This is a genomic window from Paenibacillus riograndensis SBR5 (assembly GCF_000981585.1).
GTDB lineage: Bacteria > Bacillota > Bacilli > Paenibacillales > Paenibacillaceae > Paenibacillus_AQ > Paenibacillus_AQ riograndensis.
Genome location: NZ_LN831776.1, coordinates 5593909 through 5612597, shown reverse-complemented (window position 1 = coordinate 5612597; position 18689 = coordinate 5593909). Strand labels below are relative to the sequence as shown.

General features: G+C 50.6%; 17 protein-coding genes. 15 read left to right on the top strand and 2 right to left on the bottom strand.

What is annotated here, in order from left to right:
* Nucleotides 1-2: 2 nt before the first annotated feature.
* The 11 genes from PRIO_RS23885 (at nt 3) to PRIO_RS23835 (ending at nt 11089) form a co-directional block, all read left to right on the top strand.
* Nucleotides 3-3491, top strand: a complete 3489-nt coding sequence (locus PRIO_RS23885) for a glycoside hydrolase family 2 TIM barrel-domain containing protein (protein WP_046504993.1) — start codon at nt 3-5, stop codon at nt 3489-3491.
* A gap of 172 nt (nt 3492-3663) precedes the next feature.
* A complete protein-coding gene (locus PRIO_RS36200; RefSeq protein ID WP_046504990.1) occupies nt 3664-3936 on the top strand; it encodes a hypothetical protein in 273 nt (90 codons plus the stop codon).
* A 323-nt stretch (nt 3937-4259) separates the two neighbouring features.
* Nucleotides 4260-4601, top strand: coding sequence for a PadR family transcriptional regulator (locus tag PRIO_RS23875; protein WP_020429079.1), 342 nt, complete (start codon nt 4260-4262; stop codon nt 4599-4601).
* Complete coding sequence (locus tag PRIO_RS23870; RefSeq protein ID WP_020429076.1) at nt 4588-5214, top strand: DUF2812 domain-containing protein; 627 nt, start codon at nt 4588-4590, stop codon at nt 5212-5214. The genes PRIO_RS23875 and PRIO_RS23870 overlap by 14 nt, the downstream gene beginning before the upstream one ends.
* Nucleotides 5215-5307: 93 nt before the next feature.
* Nucleotides 5308-5913, top strand: a complete 606-nt coding sequence (locus tag PRIO_RS23865; protein WP_020429074.1) for a pentapeptide repeat-containing protein — start codon at nt 5308-5310, stop codon at nt 5911-5913.
* 145 nt (nt 5914-6058) lie between these two features.
* Nucleotides 6059-6535 carry a hypothetical protein gene (locus tag PRIO_RS23860; protein WP_231869743.1) on the top strand — a complete coding sequence of 159 codons (477 nt, stop codon included), beginning with the start codon at nt 6059-6061 and terminating at the stop codon, nt 6533-6535.
* Entirely contained in the window at nt 6535-7068 is a 534-nt protein-coding gene (locus PRIO_RS23855; protein WP_020429069.1) for a hypothetical protein, read from the top strand. The genes PRIO_RS23860 and PRIO_RS23855 overlap by 1 nt, the downstream gene beginning before the upstream one ends.
* A gap of 15 nt (nt 7069-7083) precedes the next feature.
* Nucleotides 7084-7878, top strand: coding sequence for a hypothetical protein (locus PRIO_RS23850; RefSeq protein ID WP_020429067.1), 795 nt, complete (start codon nt 7084-7086; stop codon nt 7876-7878).
* Nucleotides 7879-7980: 102 nt separating this feature from the next.
* Nucleotides 7981-8328 carry a hypothetical protein gene (locus PRIO_RS34070; protein WP_167345659.1) on the top strand — a complete coding sequence of 116 codons (348 nt, stop codon included), beginning with the start codon at nt 7981-7983 and terminating at the stop codon, nt 8326-8328.
* 29 nt (nt 8329-8357) lie between these two features.
* A complete protein-coding gene (locus PRIO_RS23840; protein WP_046504985.1) occupies nt 8358-9866 on the top strand; it encodes a spore germination protein in 1509 nt (502 codons plus the stop codon).
* Entirely contained in the window at nt 9863-11089 is a 1227-nt protein-coding gene (locus PRIO_RS23835) for a Ger(x)C family spore germination protein (protein WP_020429061.1), read from the top strand. The genes PRIO_RS23840 and PRIO_RS23835 overlap by 4 nt, the downstream gene beginning before the upstream one ends.
* A 4-nt stretch (nt 11090-11093) precedes the next feature.
* On the opposite strand, the gene PRIO_RS23830 is transcribed toward PRIO_RS23835, so the two are convergent.
* Together PRIO_RS23830 and PRIO_RS23825 are read right to left on the bottom strand one after the other, a co-directional pair.
* Nucleotides 11094-12179, bottom strand: a complete 1086-nt coding sequence (locus PRIO_RS23830) for a GerAB/ArcD/ProY family transporter (RefSeq protein ID WP_020429060.1) — start codon at nt 12177-12179, stop codon at nt 11094-11096.
* A gap of 121 nt (nt 12180-12300) precedes the next feature.
* Nucleotides 12301-13191 (bottom strand): AraC family transcriptional regulator, encoded by an 891-nt coding sequence (locus tag PRIO_RS23825; protein ID WP_020429059.1) that lies wholly within the window; start codon nt 13189-13191, stop codon nt 12301-12303.
* A gap of 220 nt (nt 13192-13411) precedes the next feature.
* On the opposite strand from PRIO_RS23825, the gene PRIO_RS23820 reads away from it, so the two are divergent.
* The 4 genes from PRIO_RS23820 (at nt 13412) to PRIO_RS23805 (ending at nt 18670) form a co-directional block, all read left to right on the top strand.
* Nucleotides 13412-14770, top strand: a complete 1359-nt coding sequence (locus PRIO_RS23820) for an ABC transporter substrate-binding protein (RefSeq protein ID WP_020429058.1) — start codon at nt 13412-13414, stop codon at nt 14768-14770.
* Nucleotides 14771-14873: 103 nt separating this feature from the next.
* Nucleotides 14874-15797: a carbohydrate ABC transporter permease gene (locus PRIO_RS23815; RefSeq protein ID WP_020429056.1), complete on the top strand. Its 924-nt coding sequence runs from the start codon at nt 14874-14876 to the stop codon at nt 15795-15797.
* Nucleotides 15798-15800: 3 nt separating this feature from the next.
* The gene (locus PRIO_RS23810) at nt 15801-16658 is read left to right on the top strand and encodes a carbohydrate ABC transporter permease (RefSeq protein WP_020429054.1); all 858 of its coding nucleotides are present in this window, start codon (nt 15801-15803) and stop codon (nt 16656-16658) included.
* Between the two features lie 50 nt (nt 16659-16708).
* A complete protein-coding gene (locus PRIO_RS23805) occupies nt 16709-18670 on the top strand; it encodes a glycoside hydrolase family 127 protein (RefSeq protein ID WP_046504980.1) in 1962 nt (653 codons plus the stop codon).
* Nucleotides 18671-18689 lie beyond the last annotated feature (19 nt).

Here is an 18689-nt window from a genome sequence, read left to right as displayed (position 1 = left end):
CCATGAGTATCAAAAGAAAACTGAACGGAGGCTGGGACTTCAGCAAGCAGCCGCTGGGTTCAAAGCTGGCAAACGTGGCGGCGGACACGGAATGGATGCCGGTATCGCTGCCTCATGATTGGCTGATCTACAACACTCATGCGCTCTATGAAAACGGAGAGGGCTGGTACCGGACCGTTCTCAGCTTGGATGAAGTGCCTGCCAACCAGTTAATGTCCCTGCGTTTTGAAGGCGTATATATGAACTCTACTCTATACGTTAACGGACATGTAGCTGGTGAATGGAAGTATGGATACTCCACCTTTGAATTCGATATTACCCCCTATCTGACCGTGGGAGACAATATGATTTATATGAGGGTCATCCATGAAGCTCCCAATTCCCGCTGGTATTCGGGGGCCGGAATTTACCGTCCGGTGTGGCTTAAGACCACTCAGAAGACACATATTGCACCGGATGGCATTTATATTTCGGCCCGGCCTGCCGGGGGCGGGTGCTGGACGGTGGATGTGGATTGTGAGCTGCGGGTGGAGGAAGGCCGGGAACCCTCCGGGCTGAAGCTGCGGCACACCATTCTGGATGCGCGCGGAACAGTGATCCGGCAGGAGGAATCCGTAGTTCATGCGGAGGCCGGACATCAGCCTGTACATACCCACAGCCGCTTGACCGTAGAACGGCCCCAGCTCTGGGATATTGCCAGTCCCCATCTCTACACCCTCCGTACTGAGCTGTGGGACCAGGACGAGACAACCGAAGTGGAAGAGCAGACCTTCGGATTCCGCACTGTGGCCTTGGACAGCCAGAAGGGCTTCTTTTTGAATGGGCGCCACGTCAAACTCTATGGCGTGTGCCAGCATCATGATCTGGGCTGCCTGGGGGCAGCCGTCAACAAAGCTGCGCTGCGGCGGCAGTTCGTTCTGCTGCAGGAGATGGGGGTTAACGCTATCCGCACAGCGCATAATATGCCGGCCGTTGAGCTGATGGAGCTGGCGGATGAGATGGGTGTGCTGATCGTCTCGGAAGCCTTCGACATGTGGGAGCGCAGCAAGACCGCTTATGACTACGCACGGTTTTTCCCGGAGTGGTGGACAAAGGATGTGGCCAGCTGGGTGCGTCGTGACCGCAACCACCCCAGCCTGATCATGTGGAGCATCGGCAACGAGATTTACGATACCCATGCCGGTGCCCGCGGGCAGGAGCTGACGCGGATGCTGCGGGATGAAGTGCTGGCCCATGATCCCCGGGTCAATGCTTTTGTTACCATCGGCTCTAATTATATGCCATGGGAAAATGCGCAGAAATGTGCCGATATCGTCAAGGTGGCGGGATACAATTACGGCGAGAAATATTATGACAGACAGCATGAGGAACATCCGGACTGGATCATCTACGGCAGTGAAACCTGTTCTACCGTGCAAAGCCGGGGGGTCTATCACTTTCCGCTGGCCCAGCCGGTATTGGCCGACGATGACCAGCAGTGCTCGTCTCTGGGCAACAGCTCCACCAGTTGGGGCGCCCCAAGCACGGAGGCCTGCATCACGTCTGACCGGGATGCGGCATATTCCCTGGGGCAGTTTTTGTGGACAGGGTTCGACTATATTGGCGAACCGACACCGTACCACACCAAGAATTCTTACTTCGGACAATTGGACACGGCAGGTTTTCCGAAGGATGCTTATTACATCTACCAGGCGGAATGGACCGATTACAGAACCCGTCCGATGATCCATATCTTCCCGTACTGGGATTTCTCGGAGGGGCAGCTCATTGATGTGCGGGTATGCTCCAATGCCCCGCGGATCGAGCTGTTCTTCAATGACATATCCCAGGGTATCTATGACATTGACCATGCCCACGGCGGCAAGCTGCTGGGCGAGTGGCAGCTGCCGTATACGGAGGGTGTGCTTCGTGCCGTTGCCTATGATGAACAGGGGAACGTGATTGCTTCGGCGCAGAGATCGTCATTCGGTGATGCGGCTTCCCTGGTTCTCACGCCGGACAAGCACGTACTGGCGGCGGACGGCCAGGACCTGATCTTCGTAACGGTTACCGCAGCGGACAGGCAGGGACTTCCTGTAGAAAATGCCAACAACCGGATTCACTTGAGCGTAGAAGGGCCTGGACGGTTGATCGGACTGGATAACGGGGACAGCACCGACTATGATCCTTACAAAGGCGTGAGCCGCCGGTTGTTCAGCGGCAAACTGCTTGCGGTTATTGCCGGCACGCTGGAGCCTGGCACCATCACCCTGCGCGCATCTTCACCGGAGGTTGCTTCCGCCGAGCTTATCCTGCAGGCGGCTGCTCCGGCGCCGGATGCAAAGAATGAAGATGAGCTGTTCCTGTATGCCGACTGTTCATTGGAAGGACAATCCGGGGAGGAACAGAGCAGGAAGGCTGGGGAAATTCCTGTGCGCAAGCTGGAAATCATCTGCCCCGGGGGCAATATCCTGACGCCGGAGCGTTCTTCGCTCCCGGTCTGCGTAAAGCTGCATCCGGAGAATGCCGCATACCAGGCTGTAGAGTGGCGGATTACCACCGCTGCGGGGATCGGTGCCAATATCGCTTCTATTGAAGTAAAAGGCCGCGAAGCCGTCATTACCGGCTTGGGGGATGGCGAAGTGTACGTCCGCTGCGGGACCGCGAACGGCGCTGATGGGATCAGGCTGTATTCCCATATGGAGTTCAAGCTTACCGGGCTGGGGCAGGCATATCTGGACCCGTATGAATTTGTATCCTCCGGCTATCACAGCGGTGCCAGCACGAACCTGACCAACGGAAATGAACGGGGAGTAGCTACCGCGCGGGAAGGGGAGAGCCGGATTTGTTTCGAGCGGATTGATTTTGGCGGCTATGGAGCGGATGAGATCATCCTTCCGATCTTCTCTCTGGACGATGAGGAGTTCCCGGTTGAAATTTGGGAAGGCATTGCGGGCGAGGCCGGAGCCAACTTGCTGATCACAGTAAGCTATCAGAAGCCTTCCAGGTGGAATGTCTATCAGGAAGAAACCTATAAGCTGCCCAGACGTCTGACAGGCGTTACGTCCCTGTCCTTTGTCCTGCGGCGGAAGATCCATCTGAAGGGCTTTCAATTTATCCAAAAGCGCAAGGCTTATGAGCGCTTGAGCGCACTTGAGAACAGCCGGATTTATGGAGATGCCTACACCGTGACGGAGGCAGCAATTGAAGGCATCGGCAACAATGTCTCGCTTATTTTTGAGGGGATGGACTTCGGGGAAGAGGGCAGCCCGCGGATCGTCATCTGCGGACGTTCTCCGCTGGAGAACAACACGCTTCACCTGCTGTTCAGCGGTCCCGGCGGCGAATCCAAGCAGCTTGTAGAGTTTGCCGGCAGCAGCAGCTACACGGAACGCGAATTTGTCCTGGAGCCGGTAAGCGGGAAACAGACCGTAACGTTCTTGTTCCTGCCAGGCAGCCGGTTCGACCTCAGGTGGTTTCAGTTCCTGCCATCAGCAGGTCTGGAGAATTAAACCGGTTATTGCTCCATATGCAAGATGTATGGTTGCCGGCTAGGCAGCTATCCTTTTGAGGGGATAGCTGCTTTTTTGTGCTGATTAGGGGGTTAAAGCCATCTCAACGTTAGGCATGCTTCGAGAAGTGGAGTTTACGACGTGTGCAGTCTCAATGATCGCGTAAAGTGAAATGAGAGGTATAAATACCTTTGAAATCGGGAAAAGTGGGCTGTTGGATGAAATGAGAGGTAAAAGTACCTTTAAAATCGGGAAAAGTGGGCTGTTGGATGAAATGAGAGGTAAAAGTACCTTTGAAATCGGGAAAAGCGAGCTGCTGGACAAAATGAGAGGTATAAGTACCTTTGAATTCAACAAAACTGGGCTGTGTGGCGAATACATCCGTTTTTCTACAGTAAGGGTAAATATACAGTTGAAATATACAGTCAAATTGTATATAGTTTAACTATACAGTTGAACTAAGTAGTTCATGGCTATATAGAGCGAACTTGAAAAACGAACAAAAGGGAAAAGGGATGGAGGGGAAGTTTGGAACTGTAGGAGCGAATGCGTCCGCCTTTGTCTGCGGATTTCCACCGCGAAGAGCGGTAATAATCAAGAAATCTGCAGATGGGCAGCGGCCGGAAGTCCAAACATTCTCCGTAGTCCTGACGAAGTCCCTAATGTAAATATCTTTAGTTCACTCTATATAAATGATTCTACTGAATTATTGAGAGCACTTGGAGTACCCGGAGTACCCGGATTCATTTCAAATAAAGGAGAAGAGGTATGGGGAGAGACAAACATCTGCCGCTGACGGAAACGGTATATTATATCCTGCTTGCTCTGCATGAGCCGGCCCACGGCTATTTGATCCTTCAGAAGGTAGAGGAGCTGAGCGGAGGGCAGGTGCGAATGGCAGCGGGAACGCTGTATGGCGCGATAGAGAATCTGATTAAGCTGAGGTTCATTGAACCTGTTGGCAGTGTCGACAGCCGCCGCAAGGTCTATGTTATTACGGAAGCAGGAAGAGCGGTTCTAAGCCTTGACTTCGAACGGATGAACCATATGATCGAAACGACACGGAGAATCTGGATCTCAGACGGGAGGGAACGTAATGCGGAAATTTAAGTTCTTTTTGAATTTTGACCAAGAAGAGAAATGGCTGAATCATATGGCCAGACAGGGCTGGGAATTTGTGGGGAAGTCTATCTGCTACCATTTTCAAAAGGCTGAACCAGAGGATGCTGTCATTAAAATGGATTACCGTCCTTTTTCCAGAAAAGCGGATTTCGAGGATTACCGGGCCCTCTTTGAGGACAGCGGCTGGAAGCATATCCAGGGCTCGAAGTCTTCGGGGTATCAATACTTCAGGAAGGTGAGCGGTCAGGGGAGCGAGGATATTTTTTCGGATGCCGATTCCAAAGCCGGGCGGTATAAACGTCTGTCAAAGATGTGGCTCTCGATTTCGGTGGCCTATTTTCCTGTCTGTGTAGCGCTGGGGACAACAGGCACTTTTAAGCCGTCCGCTCTGCTGAATCCTGAAGCCTTCTATTTGACACCCGGGTTATGGGAGAAGACAGGCAGTTCGTTTTGGCGGGCCTTTCTGTTCGAAACACCGTTTGCCCTTTTCAGGGGATTGGGCATATACCTCCTGCCCACGGTAATTATTCTTTATCTATTCTTCTTCTTCAAAGCAAACCGGCTATATAAAAAAATTCAGGGGGGAAACCTCATCCGATAATCACTCAGCAAATGACACAAACTGGTAAATGTACTTGACATGCATATGTTAAAATTAAGGATGTGTTGAACTTTTTATTATCGGAGGAATCATATGTATCAGTACAACGACCGGGAATTTGTGGATGTCCGATTTGACGGGCATGATTTACGTTATGGGGAGCTGATCCGCTGCACGTTTACAAACTGCACGTTCATGAATACCTCAATGGAAGAAATCGATACCAGCCATTGCCGTTTCATAGAATGTGATTTTAAAGGCGCTGCCCTGAACGCTTCTATCCATACTGAATCCGCGTTCGAAAATTGTAAATTCAGCGGTGCCAATCTCTTCGTCACCAAATTTATCTCCTGCAAAATGACCGGCTCGGACTTCTCGGGCGCTCAGATAGACGGCATTACGCTAAGCCAGGGCGACTGGTCGTATACGAATCTGCGGTATGCCAAGCTCGGAAAGCAGGATTTGCGCGGGGTCCGTTTCCATGAAGCTGATCTTTCGGAGAGTGATCTGACAAAGGCTGATCTGCGGGACTGTGATTTGACGCGGGTATCGCTGAGCAAGGCCAAGCTGAAGGGGGCCGATCTGCGGGGAGCCAAGCTGGATGGGATGAATTTGAAAGCTCTGGATGTTACCGGCGTCCGGATGGATATGGAGCAGGCTGTCCTGTTCCTGCGCTCTTATGGAGCGAAAATAGATTGAAGCGGATCAGCGAGCAGCATATCAGCAGAAGATAGAAGAGTGGAGTCCATGACGGCCTCCGCTCTTCTTTTTTTCGTGCATAGTCCATATGTGTATGGGGAAAATTAGAAGTCAAAGCTTGACAGAGAAGGGGAGGCTTTTTACGTTGGTCGTCATCATATTTCTCGTGTTTGCCTGGTTCTGTATTGGGGTTATGGCCTGCCTGCCGAGTAAGCTGCCGCTGGTGGCCAACCTTCTTCTGCTTATGGTTATTGAAATTATGCTGATCAACAAATTAACGGTTTTGACTTACAATCTAAATCTGCTCCAAATCAATACAAGGAGTATCCCTCACTACCTGTCCATGATCATGCACAATGACATCACCATTGCATTTGTCCTTCTTACCTTCGCCAATGTGTTTTTAACTACCTCCAAAGCCAGTATCCGCTGGGGAATATCGGTCTATGCTTTTCTCTTCCAAATGTTCACTGGAGCGCTGCTAAGGTGGAACTCCGTACTTATCTATACGGGGTGGAACTTAGGTTTGGAGGCGGTGATGATCATAACCTTAATGATCTATGCTTTGCTGATGGGGCGTCTCTTTCAACGAATCGCTTCAAAGGAAGGGTGGATGCGCTGATGGAGAAAATCGTCTATGACAATCATTTTAACGGGAATGAGTGGTTCGTCATCGGGGTTATTGTCCTGGGTTTCGCGGTGGCCTGGTTGTTGCCCCGGCGATATTCTCCCGCCCAGACAATCTTTAATCTGCTTATTGGCATTACCTTCGGGCACATTATCGACCATTCGATCGGGCTGCCGCCGTTTGATTTTTACGATGTGGGAGACCAGTCCACCTACCAGCTGTTTGATTTTTTTACTTATCTGATGTATTCGCCGTTTGGGTATTTGTTCATTTACGGTTATGAGCGGCTGCGGATGTTCGAACTGATGACGGTTGTGTATATTCTCTTCTGGGCGGCGGTGTCTGTCGGGTTCGAATGGCTGGCCTCTAAGGCTGGAGTGTTCCATTACAAACACGGCTACTATACCGGTTATTCCTTCCCCATCTACTTGTTCCTGATAAGTATTCAACTTATTTTGTACCGTATGGCATTTGCAAGGAGCCGGTGGCAGAGGAACCGCAGGGAAGAGGTTAAAAAGACATATTAAGCGGGGGCAATCCAGGTGGAGCATAAAACGGAAGCAAAGCATATCCGCAGGTATAACAGCTATATGGCGATATACAATAACAACCATATCTATTTAAGGAACCCTTGGGTTGTGGCGTGGTGGTCGGCGGCTTTTCCCGGTTTTGGCCATCTGAACCTGGGATATTATTTGAAGGGGTTTATGTTAATTGTTTGGGAAATCGTGATTAATAACGGTGCAGGGATTAACAAAGCGATGGTTTATTCCTTTAATGGAAGGTTTGATATCGCGAAAGGCGTACTGAACCCAAGATGGCTGCTTCTATATATTCCCGTCTACATCTATTGCATATGGGACAGTTACCGCAAAACGGCCGATCTGAACAAGCATTGCTTGCTGGCTGAACGTGAGGCTGCACCTATAACGCTATTCAAGATGAACGGGGTGAGCCTGAATATGCTGGATAAGCGGCTGCCGGAGGTTGCTCTGGTCTGGTCCTTGTTATTCCCGGGCTTGGGCCATCTATATTTGCAAAAATTGCTGAGCGGATCATTTCTCTTCGTGTGCTGCATCTTCATTTCTTATTATTCACATCTTGTTGAAGCCTGTATATATATGATTAACGGTTCCTTCGGGCAAGCCCAGGCTGTACTTGATCCGGAATGGATCTGTTACTATCCGTCGATGTTTTGTTTTGCGGCTTATGAGTCGTACAAAATAGCAGTCCAGCATAACAAATTGTACGAGCAGGAGCAGCTTCGATTTCTCCGGGAACATGTTCAGCCCCGGAGCTATAAGCTGCTTGAATCGACAGGAAATGAGGGATCTTAATTGCATGTGTTCTCTTCTTTTGAGTCCTCAGTGTATGTGGAATTGGCAATTCTGGCTTTGGAACAGGATGGGTTCGGCAGAGAGAGCATAGCTGCTGTTCCAATGGAACCGATAACGCGCAGCATAAGCCTGTCCGAGTCCATCTGCCGGGCCGAGGGAGTTAGCGTAATCGATATGGCTGCAATTCTGGGCACCATCTTTGCAGTATTGGGCGCTTCCTTCGGATTTGAACTGAGGTGGGGGCCTATTCCGTGGGGCCTTATCGGATTGGCGTTAGGGGTGTGCGCCAGTTTGATCCTCTTTCTTATAGCCGGAAAAGGGCTGAAACCTACAGCGGCAGGTACAAAAGCCGTTGTCATGCTGATTATTCTTTGCGAACAAGGCGATTCGCATAAGGCAATCGAGATCTTAAAGCAGTTCTCTGCGATAAGCATCGGGAAATTAGATTAGGCATCTTTTGAAAAAGATGGAGGGTAGCTATGCGTTTTACCGAATGGAGCACTGACCTCGCAATGAACGAACAGACACTTAGAGAAATTTTTCAGGATTGTTCCGATATCGTATTTCGGACATTCAACGTCGATCCGAGAGTCCTTTTGGTTTACATAGACGGATTGACCGATACACAAAACCTGGAAAAGGTTGTGCTGCAACCCATCCTGTCTGATAAGAACACTGACGGGTTGAACCACGCTTACACGCCGGGAGAAATCATTGAGCAGCAGCTTGTAGCCATTGCAAAGGTTCAGACGGTTTCTGCGCTTCATGAGGTGACCGATGGAATATTGAAGGCGAATATCGCCATATTGGTTGAAGGAGAAAAGCAGGTTTTACTTGCGGGTCTCAAAAAGTCTGAGAAACGCGGGATTGAAGAACCGGAGGCTGAGGTTTCTGTCCGTGGACCGAGAGACGGCTTCACAGAAACCTTACGAACCAACACCAGCCTGATCCGCAGACGAATCCGCAGTGTGGAGCTGAAAATGGAATCCGTTACAGTGGGTCAATTCTCTCAGACGGAAGTCGTAATTGCTTATATTCATGGAGTTGCCTCGGATACCGTCCTGGAGGAAGTGCGTAATCGAATCAGGCAAATCGAGATTGACGGAGTCATGGAATCGGATTTTATTGAAGAATTTATCGAAGATGTCCCTTGGTCTCCATTTCCGCAAATTCAAAATACCGAACGCCCTGACGTCGTGAGCGCAGGTCTGCTGGAGGGCAAAATTGCGATTATGGTAGATAATACTCCATTTGTGCTGATCGTTCCGATGAATTTTTGGACTGGATTACAGGCGGCAGAAGACTATTACGAACGGTCAATCTATAATACCTTTATTCGATTGATCCGCTATTCCCTGGTCAACATGTCATTGCTGCTGCCGTCTTTGTATGTTGCACTTTCAACCTTCCATCAACAGCTCATTCCAACCAACCTGCTCATCAGTATTGCCGATTCCAGGGAAGGCGTCCCGTTTCCAACCTTTGTTGAAACCTTATTGATGGAGTTTATGTTTGAGGGGCTCCGTGAAGCGGGGATTCGTTTACCCAAGGCCATTGGTTCAGCTGTCAGTATTGTCGGGGCGCTTGTCATTGGACAAGCTGCTGTGCAAGCGGGTATCGTATCTGCTCCTGTGGTGATTGTGGTAGCCGTAACGGGGATTTCCTCATTTGCTATTCCGCGATACAATTTTGGGACTGCGTACCGGATGCTCCGGTTTCCTATGCTGATTTTGGCGGGGGTGCTGGGTTTATACGGTGTAATCTGCGGATTATTCATTATGATCATACATCTTCTGGGTCTAAATTCATTTGGAGTTCCGTATATGAGCCCGGTCGCTCCACAAGCCCTCCGGGGCTTGAAGGATGTATTTGTCCGCGCACCCCGATGGAGCATGAATGTGCGTCCGGCATACCTCTCCGGGGCAAACAGAAGGCGCATCCCCAAAGGCCAGCAGCCCAATCCGAATCGAAAGAGGGGAGACAGATGAATAAAAAACGGATCGTTTCTTCCTGCCTGCTCCTCTCACTTATATTTACTTCAGGCTGCTGGGACAGTACAGAGGTAAACGAGCTTGCTATTGAACTTGCCTGGGGGATCGATAAAGGGCAGGACGGTGATGTAATGATTAGCGCGCAGGTCATTGTCCCGTCAAAAATCAGCGGTGGACAAAGCGGCGGTAAACCAGGAGGAGGGAAGGAGAAACCTTTTTTTGTCGTAACCAGCTCCGGCATGAACACGCTGGATGCTGTGCAGCAGATGCAGACCAAACTTTCCCGGAGGGTATTCCGCGGTCACCGGCGGGTCATTATAATTGGAGAGTCATTGGCCAGACACGGAATTAAGGATGTACTAGATACCTATACCCGGGATCCGAACCTCAAACTGCGGACCGATCTGTTTGTTGTCAAGGGAAGTACGGCGAGGGAGTTTTTGAACATATCGTATCCGCTGGAAACTATACCTGGTCTCGGGGCTTTAGGGGAATATGACCAGATCGGAACGCTAATGGAGATGGGGTTTATAAATTTTCTGGTATCAGCAAGCAGCAAAGGAAGCAGTCCGACCGTCCCTGTCCTGGTAAGCGGCTTGAACTCGGATTTATCACAGGAAGGAGAGGACCAGGATCAATCCGAAAAAGTGGATGCAGAAGGCTTCCGTATTGCAGGATCAGGGATTTTTGATCAGGACCTGAAATTGGTGGGATTCCTGGATGTAACAGAAGCACGGGCTTTGCGATGGATAACCGGAAAATTGCAGAAGCTGACCATTACCACCCAAATACCGGATCAAACAGGAAACGCCAGTATGGAGGTGATTAATCCGGGCAGCAAGATTCAGCCTGTAATCCGCGGAAACCAGATAAAAATCTTTGTCACGTTAACGGGGAAAGGAGACATCCGTGAAAACAATACACGTCTGGACCTGACACAAACGGGCAATGTAAACCTGCTGCAGGACACATTCAACAAACATATTGAAGAATCGGTTCTTCGAACCATTACCAAAGTGCAAAAAAAGTATGGGACAGATGTCTTTGGATTCGGGGATGACATTCACAATAAAATTCCATCACAGTGGAAATCCTTGAAGAATAAATGGGATCAGGAGTTTTCGAAAGCTGAAATATTTGTAAAAGCAGATTTGAAGGTCCGGCGGGTAGGTGTAACAGGGCCATCGGTGCATTTAATGGATGACGAAATAAAACGGTGAAGATTCATTTCTTGAATTGCCGGAACCAGGCAACCAGAAGCAGGACCGTTGGCAGGATAATAAACAAGGGGACCCACACATAGGGAACCAGTATTTTAAAATGATGATAATAAATGTGTTCAGCGATGTTTCGCGACATTGTCATTCCCAGCAGCCATGCGATGATGCATCCGGGGATCATTAGTGTATGGTAGCTCTTCAACTTCGTCAATTGCTGGACCCCTTTCAGCGCGGCATACATATAAATGGCACCTTTCAATAATGCCGTCATTAAAAAATAAAGCACTCCGAACATCTGCAGGTTTTCAATAAACTTTCCGACACTGATTAAACTCAATAAGGTGTAGAGGGGATACAGGAAACGCGAAAAGACGCCCCCAAAAACGGAAATCACAAATATATCTAGACAGGCTATCATGATTCCTGACAGCAAAGTGGAGAGAACCGTTATCTTCATCACTTTTGAGGGGGTTTTGGATAGAGGCCAGATCATGGCAAGAGCCAGCGTCTCTCCAAAGGGTTGAGTGATACCGGCTGGATAGACTACGTTCCAGATAGGGCCAAATCCGTGTTCCATCACCGGCTGTATATTCCTGATATGCATGACCCCGGAGCTGAAAAGCAGGATAATCTCAATACTAAAGATGAGGATAACAATGGGGAAAAATATTTCTCCCAGCCGGGCAATGATCAGAGCGCCGCCATAAACGCAATAGGCGATGATGATGACAAACAGCCCTGTGATCAGGAGCAGCGGTGTGTTGTTTAAAATGGTTGTTGAAACCATATCTCTAATATCCGCAACAACACGTCCTACAGTATACAGAAACAATAGAGGGTATAAAAATGCTATGGGTGTGCCGATCCAGCGGCCCAATTGTGCAGGAAACCACTCCACAAGAGATAGCCCCGGATTCATCCGCATTAAAGCGGTATAGATCAGAATAAGGATTACCCCCAGAGAACAGGAAATCAGTTCGGCGATCCACGCCTCCCGGCCGGCCGTACCCCCAAAGCCAAAAATAATCGTAGTCCCCAACTGGAAAATAAAGGTTATGGTAAATAACTGATAGGCAGAAATTTTTTGCACAGTATCCGCTCCATATGATCTGATTTCGCATGCCGTCAGTATGATTATTTCCATCGGAAGGCCGCGGCAAACCAAATCATGTATGGAAACATGGAGGTGAATACAACCCGGCTGCGGCGGGTTAGCGCTTCTGAATAAATTTGCTGCGGAAGCCTGAGGGAGAGAGTCCCTCTTTTTTGGAGAAGCAAGAGGAAAAATGGGAAACGTGATGAAACCCGACCTCCTCGGCAATCCGGGTTACAGACCAGGAGGTCTGCAACAGAAGACGTTTGGACTGTTCCACGCGGTAATTCTGCAGATAAGCCATAGGCGTCATGCCGTAGGCTTTGAGCATGCTTTTGGCCAAATAATTCGGGTGGTAGTTGAGTTCCCTCTGCAGCATAGGGTTGTTGATGTCGCGTGTATAGTTATGGCGGATGAAGAGCTCTACCTTCTCGGCCAGCTGAATGGCGGTGGCATCGGAGGGGGAGGCCAGATCACGGTCCAGGTGCTGGAGGAAGGATTGGAAGGAAGCCTGGCGTTTCCAGTTGCGCAGGGACTGCGGCTCATGCTCCTGTTCAAAAAACAGGTCCAGCACCTCCATCGCTTTTCCCGTGATTTTCATATGCTTGGGAATATAAATGGAGCAGACATCGGCATGATTGAGGTAGGCCTTTTGCTTGTGGCTTTCGATCAGCTCCCCCTGATTGTCCAGACATTCGTCCATACTGGCACATTCCTTCCAGCTGCCAAAAGTCTGAAAGTGAATCCAGATGATCTTCGTGTCCCCGGTGCAGGGTGCGGAGCCGTAGTGGTGGCCGTCAGGACGGAGAATAAGAATTTCTCCCTCATGCAGCTCCCACACCTTGCCGTCCTCACCGACCGGAAGAGTTCCCTTCAGCACAACGATCAGATCAAAGACACCGATGCAGTTACGGTTGATATGAAGATCCCCGGAGGCATAGGTGGCATGTCCGCAATCAACGAAGTAGGGGATGGGCGGCGAGATAAAGTGGAGAATAGGCGAGTTCATCTTAAATTTCCTCCAAGCAGGTTGAAATGATTAAAAATAAGGTTGGAATCCTGCGTTTTTTTTCATGATACAACATGTATTATTATTAATAAAGCGCTTTCTGAAATGTTGAAAAACTGATAGAATGAAACGGGTTTCCGGGCCCGGTCCTTTGGCGCAAGGGTAATGGCTGGCTTATTCCCGCAAGGGCTAAGTATATATCATTCAAGGAGGAAGCTGAATGAAAAAAGCATTTCTGTGCACGACGGTATTATTGTTGATTCTGGTTATGGGGCTCAGCGGCTGCGGTGGAAACGGGAATACAGAGACATCCCCGTCGGATCAGCCGGCACAAAACAACAGCGGCAGCAAGGCAACTGAAGGCAGTGAAACAGCAAAACCTCCTGCCGAAGCGGAAAAGGTAGTGTTCTGGACCTTTGTGGACGCGCATCAGAAGTTTTATGAGAGCATGGCGGCCAGCTGGAACGAGAGCCACCCGGACAAGGCCATTGCGCTGGAGGCAACGACCATCCCCTATGACGACATGCATACCAAGCTGCTCGTTGCCCTGCAATCGGGGGTAGGCGCACCGGATCTGGTGGATATTGAACAGAGCAAATTCCCGAACTTCATGAAGGGAACACCACAGCTCGTGTCCCTGAATGACATTGTGGAACCCGAGCTTGGAAACATTGTGAAGTCAAGAGTTGAGATTTATAGCAAAGACAATACGTATTACGGCATTGATTACCATGTAGGTGCGACCGTGATGTATTACAACAAAGAAATGCTTGACCAGGCAGGAGTGAATCCGGACACCATCAAGACCTGGGCTGATTTCGAAACGGCAGGCAAGCAGGTACTGGACAAGACAGGCAAGCCGATGATCACCTTTGAAGGCAACGGCAACTGGTCCTGGTGGCCGGCGATCAGCCAGCAGGGCTCCGACCAGGTGGATGAGAACGGCAATGTTACCGTGGATACGCCGGTCAATGTGAAGACGATGGAATTCTTCCAGAAGATGGTGAAGGAAGGCGTGGCTGCAGTCGCTCCGGGTGCCGGCCATGACACAGAAGAATACTTCGGTTATATGGATTCGGGCAGCGCGGCATCGGTCTTCATGCCTTTCTGGTTCATGAACCGCTTCACCGACCATATGCCGGACCTCAAGGGGAATATCATCATCCGGCCTATGCCGGCTTGGGAAGAAGGCGGCAACCGTTCGGCAGGGATGGGCGGAACCGCTACCTCGATCACTAATCAGGCGAAAAACCCCGGTCTGATCAAGGAGTTCCTGGCCTATGCGAAGCTGTCAAAGGAAGGCAACCTGCAGGTGTGGAAGCAGCTTGGCTTTGATCCGATCCGCACGGATGTATGGAGTGACCCGGCCATGAAGGAGTCGAACAAATTCACCGATTATTTTGGTACGGATATCTTCGATACGCTGCTTAGCGTCAAGGATGAAATTGCGCCCGTCCATATCCGTGAGAAGTCACCTGAAGTGTTCGATGCGATCCGCAACAAAGCCATGCCGCAGATCTTCATCGACATGAAGGACCCGGCACAGGTGCTCAAGGAAGTGCAGGCCAGCCTGAAATAAAAGCACATATGAAAGCGTGCACAGGCTGTGAAGGGAGCCCGCTCCCTTCACAGCCATATACTTACCGTACACATGTACCACAGAAAAGAGTGGAGGTTTGGTTATGCAGATAGAAAGAGAGTTGACCAAAAACCCTAGAAGGAGCTACCAGCTGGGCAATTCGCAAAAATTGGCACCCTATGTGTTCGTATTCCCGTTTCTGTTGTCATTCGCCGTCTTCTTTGCGTATCCGCTGATCAACGCGGGAGTGATGAGCTTTCAGGAAGTGCTCCCGGGAGAAGTTACGTTTACCGGACTGGATAATTATCGGGCGCTCTGGAATGAGGATTTCGGAGCGGCACTCTACAACAGCAGCCGTTACACCGTATGGACACTGCTGCTGCTGATACCCGTGCCGATGATTCTGGCTGTTCTGCTGAATTCGAAAAAGATGCCGTGGAGCAATTTCTTCAGATCTACCCTGTTTATTCCGGCGCTTACATCCGTAGTCGTCGCAGGTGTGGTGTTCCGCCTCATTTTTGGCGAGCTTGACGGCGCATTAATGAATTCGGTTCTGCATCTTTTCGGGATATCCAGCCAGCGCTGGCTCTACAGCTCCAGCCTGGGAATGTTTGCCCTGCTTGTACTGGCCGGCTGGAGGTGGATCGGCATCAACATTTTATATTTCCTGTCCGCACTGCAGAGCATCCCCGGCGAACTGTACGAGGCGGCTGAAATCGATGGGGCCGGAGCCTTCCGGAAATTGATCAGGATCACTGTTCCCCTGCTGAAGCCAATCACGATTTATGTCGTGACGATCACTATATATGGCGGTTATGCCATGTTCACCGAGAGCTATATGCTGTGGGCAGGCAAACCTTCGCCGCAGAACATCGGCCTTACCATTGTCGGTTATATCTATCAGCAGGGCTTTCAATATTTCAATCTCGGTTTTGGTTCGGCCATTGGGATCACCTTATTGGGGATTACCCTCCTGGTCAGCCTGCTGCAATTAACGCTCACCGGCATGTTTAAGAAGGAGGAATAGCGCATGCAGACTACAGAGAAAACCAAATTCAGCGTCCCCTCCCTGCTGCTAGTGCTTTTATTTGTGATGCTGGCCGCTCTGATGTTATTTCCGTTATATGCCTTGTTCCTTGCCTCCCTGAAGCCGGCTACAGAGTTATTCCGCTACGGCCTGAATGTCCGGCTGGATTTTAATCTGATGAGTCTTGACAATTATAAAAGCATTTTTTCCGGCCTGGGGGCGGCGGGCAATTATTTTGGATGGTATAAGAACAGTCTGATCATTACCGTTCTGTTCACCCTGCTCAGCCTGCTGTTTTCTTCCATGGTTGGCTACGGGCTGGGGATGTACCGCTTTCGGGGCCGGAATCTTATTTTTACCCTGGTGCTCGTGGTGATGATGATTCCCGTAGAAATTATTCTGCTGCCGCTCTATAAGTTAATGATTTCCCTGAAGCTGATCAATACGATCTGGGGCGTCATTCTGCCCTTTATCGTCGCGCCGCTGCCGATTTTCTTCTTCCGCCAGTTTGCGCTTGGCCTGCCTAAGGATTTCATGGATGCGGGCCGGATCGACGGCTGCTCGGAATACGGGATTTTCTTCAAAATTATGGTGCCGCTGATGGCCCCGGCGTTCGGGGCGATTACCATCCTGCAGGCGATGAACAGCTGGAACAACTTCCTGTGGCCGCTGATCGTGCTGCGGACGACCGAGCAATTCACATTGCCGATCGGGCTGGCTTCCTTTGTCTCCCCTTTGGGAAATAACTACGAGGCGCTGATCGCGGGAGCTGTACTAGCCATTTTGCCTATTTTAGTTCTATTCTTATTTTTCCAGCGCTTTTTCATGGAAGGCTTGACCGTCGGCGGAATCAAGGGGTAAGGCTGAACGGGCAGGTGATCTGTCACAGAGATGAGAGGAGAGTTCCATTAATGAATGATAAAACCACACCGGCTCCGGGCAAGGTTCAAATCCATGATCCCTTCTGGTCGGAATATGTCCGTCTGGTCCGTGAAGTTATGGTTCCGTATCAGTGGGAAGCATTGAATGACCGTATTGAAGGGGCCGAACCGAGCCATGCGATCCGTAATTTTAAGATTGCGGCAGGCCAGGAGGAAGGCGAGTTTTACGGAATGGTTTTTCAGGACAGTGATGTAGGCAAATGGCTGGAGGCTGTGGCGTACTTACTGGAAACGAAACGGGATTCCGCGCTTGAGGAAATTGCAGACGGCGTCATAGAGCTGCTTGCTCTGGCCCAGAGGGAAGACGGCTATCTGAATACCTACTTTATGCTGAAAGAACCGGGCAGGGAGTGGACCAATCTGGCCGAATGCCACGAGCTGTATTGTGCCGGACATTTAATCGAAGCCGCCACAGCCTATTACAGGGCCACCGGTAAAAGAAAGCTGCTGGATGCGGCCAGCCGGTATGCGGATTATATTGCCGATGTGTTTGGAACGGAGCCCGGCAAGCTGCAGGGCTACGACGGCCATCAGGAGATTGAACTGGCACTGGTGAAATTGTTCCATGCTACAGGCGAAGAGAAGTATCTTCAGTTAAGCCGGTATTTCCTGGAACAGCGGGGAAGCCAGCCGCATTACTTCGAACAGGAATGGGAAAAACGCGGCCGGACCCTGCATTTTCCGCAGCTCTCCATGGTTCATGACCATCCGTACAGCCAATCGCATTTGCCTGTCAGGGAGCAGACCACAGCGGAGGGACACGCGGTACGCCTGGTCTATATGTGTACGGCGATGGCCGACATTGCCCTTGAAACCAAGGATGCCGGCCTGCTGGAGGCCTGCCGGAAGCTGTGGGACAACATTGTAAATAAACGGATGTACATTACGGGCGGCATCGGGTCCATGGAGCAGGGGGAAGCCTTTACCGCTGACTATGATTTGCCGCCGGATCTGGCTTATGCAGAAACCTGCGCTTCCGTAGGGCTGATCTTTTTTGCCCGGCGCATGCTGGAGCTGGAGCACAACAGCAAATATGCGGATGTCATGGAGCGGGCGCTCTATAATACCGTCATCAGCGGAATGTCCCTGGACGGCACCAAGTTCTTCTATGTGAACCCGCTTGAGGTGTACCCGGAAGTGCTGGGTAAGAATAAAAACTACAATCATGTGAAGGCCGAACGCCAGGGCTGGTTCACCTGTGCCTGCTGTCCGCCGAATGTCGCCCGTCTTGTAGCTTCGCTCGGGGATTATATTTATACGGTGCAGGGGGATACCCTGTATGTCGAGCTCTATATCGGGGGCCGCATGGAAACGGTTGTTCAAGGCATTCCGGCAGTGGTTGAACAGTTCTCCAATTACACGTCGGATGGCACCGTCCGCCTGGTCGTAACCCCTGAACAGGCCGGGGAATTTACGGTTGCACTGCGCATGCCGGACTGGTGCGATGAGGCCCGGGTGGCGCTCAATCGTGAGACCGGGGTCCGGCATGGCGGGAATGAGGACGGATATATCCGCCTGACCCGCAGCTGGGTACCCGGCGATACCATTGAGCTGAGCTTCTCAATGCCGGTCAAACGGATGAAAGGGCATCCGCTGATCCGCCATACGTTTTCGAAAGTGGCGCTGCAGCGCGGTCCGTTTGTCTACTGCCTGGAGGAGGCCGATAACGGAAAAAGACTGTACCAGCTGCGGCTGCCCCTTGATAGTGAAAGTACACTAGGGGAGGAGCCGGGGTTTCCCGAGGGCATCCGGACGATTTCGGTTCCAGGTAAACGAATGCAGCCGGAACCGGGCTGGGGGGAGGAGCTGTATGGCAGTAGTTCATCCCTGAAGAGCCGGGAGGTGCAGCTGAAGTTCATTCCGTATTTTGCCTGGGCCAATCGCGGTATCGGTGAAATGTCCGTCTGGATTGGGGAAGAACAGCAAAGATGAATACGTATAACAACGATAA

Bases quoted from the DNA above. Each gene is read 5' to 3' on its own strand.
- PRIO_RS23840 (WP_046504985.1), top strand. From the start codon at position 8,358: ATGCGTTTTACCGAATGGAGCACTGACCTCGCAATGAACGAACAGACA.
- PRIO_RS23805 (WP_046504980.1), top strand. From the start codon at position 16,709: ATGAATGATAAAACCACACCGGCTCCGGGCAAGGTTCAAATCCATGAT.
- PRIO_RS23870 (WP_020429076.1), top strand. From the start codon at position 4,588: ATGCGGAAATTTAAGTTCTTTTTGAATTTTGACCAAGAAGAGAAATGG.
- PRIO_RS23865 (WP_020429074.1), top strand. From the start codon at position 5,308: ATGTATCAGTACAACGACCGGGAATTTGTGGATGTCCGATTTGACGGG.
- PRIO_RS23885 (WP_046504993.1), top strand. From the start codon at position 3: ATGAGTATCAAAAGAAAACTGAACGGAGGCTGGGACTTCAGCAAGCAG.
- PRIO_RS23855 (WP_020429069.1), top strand. From the start codon at position 6,535: ATGGAGAAAATCGTCTATGACAATCATTTTAACGGGAATGAGTGGTTC.
- PRIO_RS23820 (WP_020429058.1), top strand. From the start codon at position 13,412: ATGAAAAAAGCATTTCTGTGCACGACGGTATTATTGTTGATTCTGGTT.
- PRIO_RS36200 (WP_046504990.1), top strand. From the start codon at position 3,664: ATGAGAGGTATAAATACCTTTGAAATCGGGAAAAGTGGGCTGTTGGAT.
- PRIO_RS23825 (WP_020429059.1), bottom strand. From the start codon at position 13,191: ATGAACTCGCCTATTCTCCACTTTATCTCGCCGCCCATCCCCTACTTC.
- PRIO_RS34070 (WP_167345659.1), top strand. From the start codon at position 7,981: ATGGAACCGATAACGCGCAGCATAAGCCTGTCCGAGTCCATCTGCCGG.
- PRIO_RS23835 (WP_020429061.1), top strand. From the start codon at position 9,863: ATGAATAAAAAACGGATCGTTTCTTCCTGCCTGCTCCTCTCACTTATA.
- PRIO_RS23810 (WP_020429054.1), top strand. From the start codon at position 15,801: ATGCAGACTACAGAGAAAACCAAATTCAGCGTCCCCTCCCTGCTGCTA.
- PRIO_RS23875 (WP_020429079.1), top strand. From the start codon at position 4,260: ATGGGGAGAGACAAACATCTGCCGCTGACGGAAACGGTATATTATATC.
- PRIO_RS23815 (WP_020429056.1), top strand. From the start codon at position 14,874: ATGCAGATAGAAAGAGAGTTGACCAAAAACCCTAGAAGGAGCTACCAG.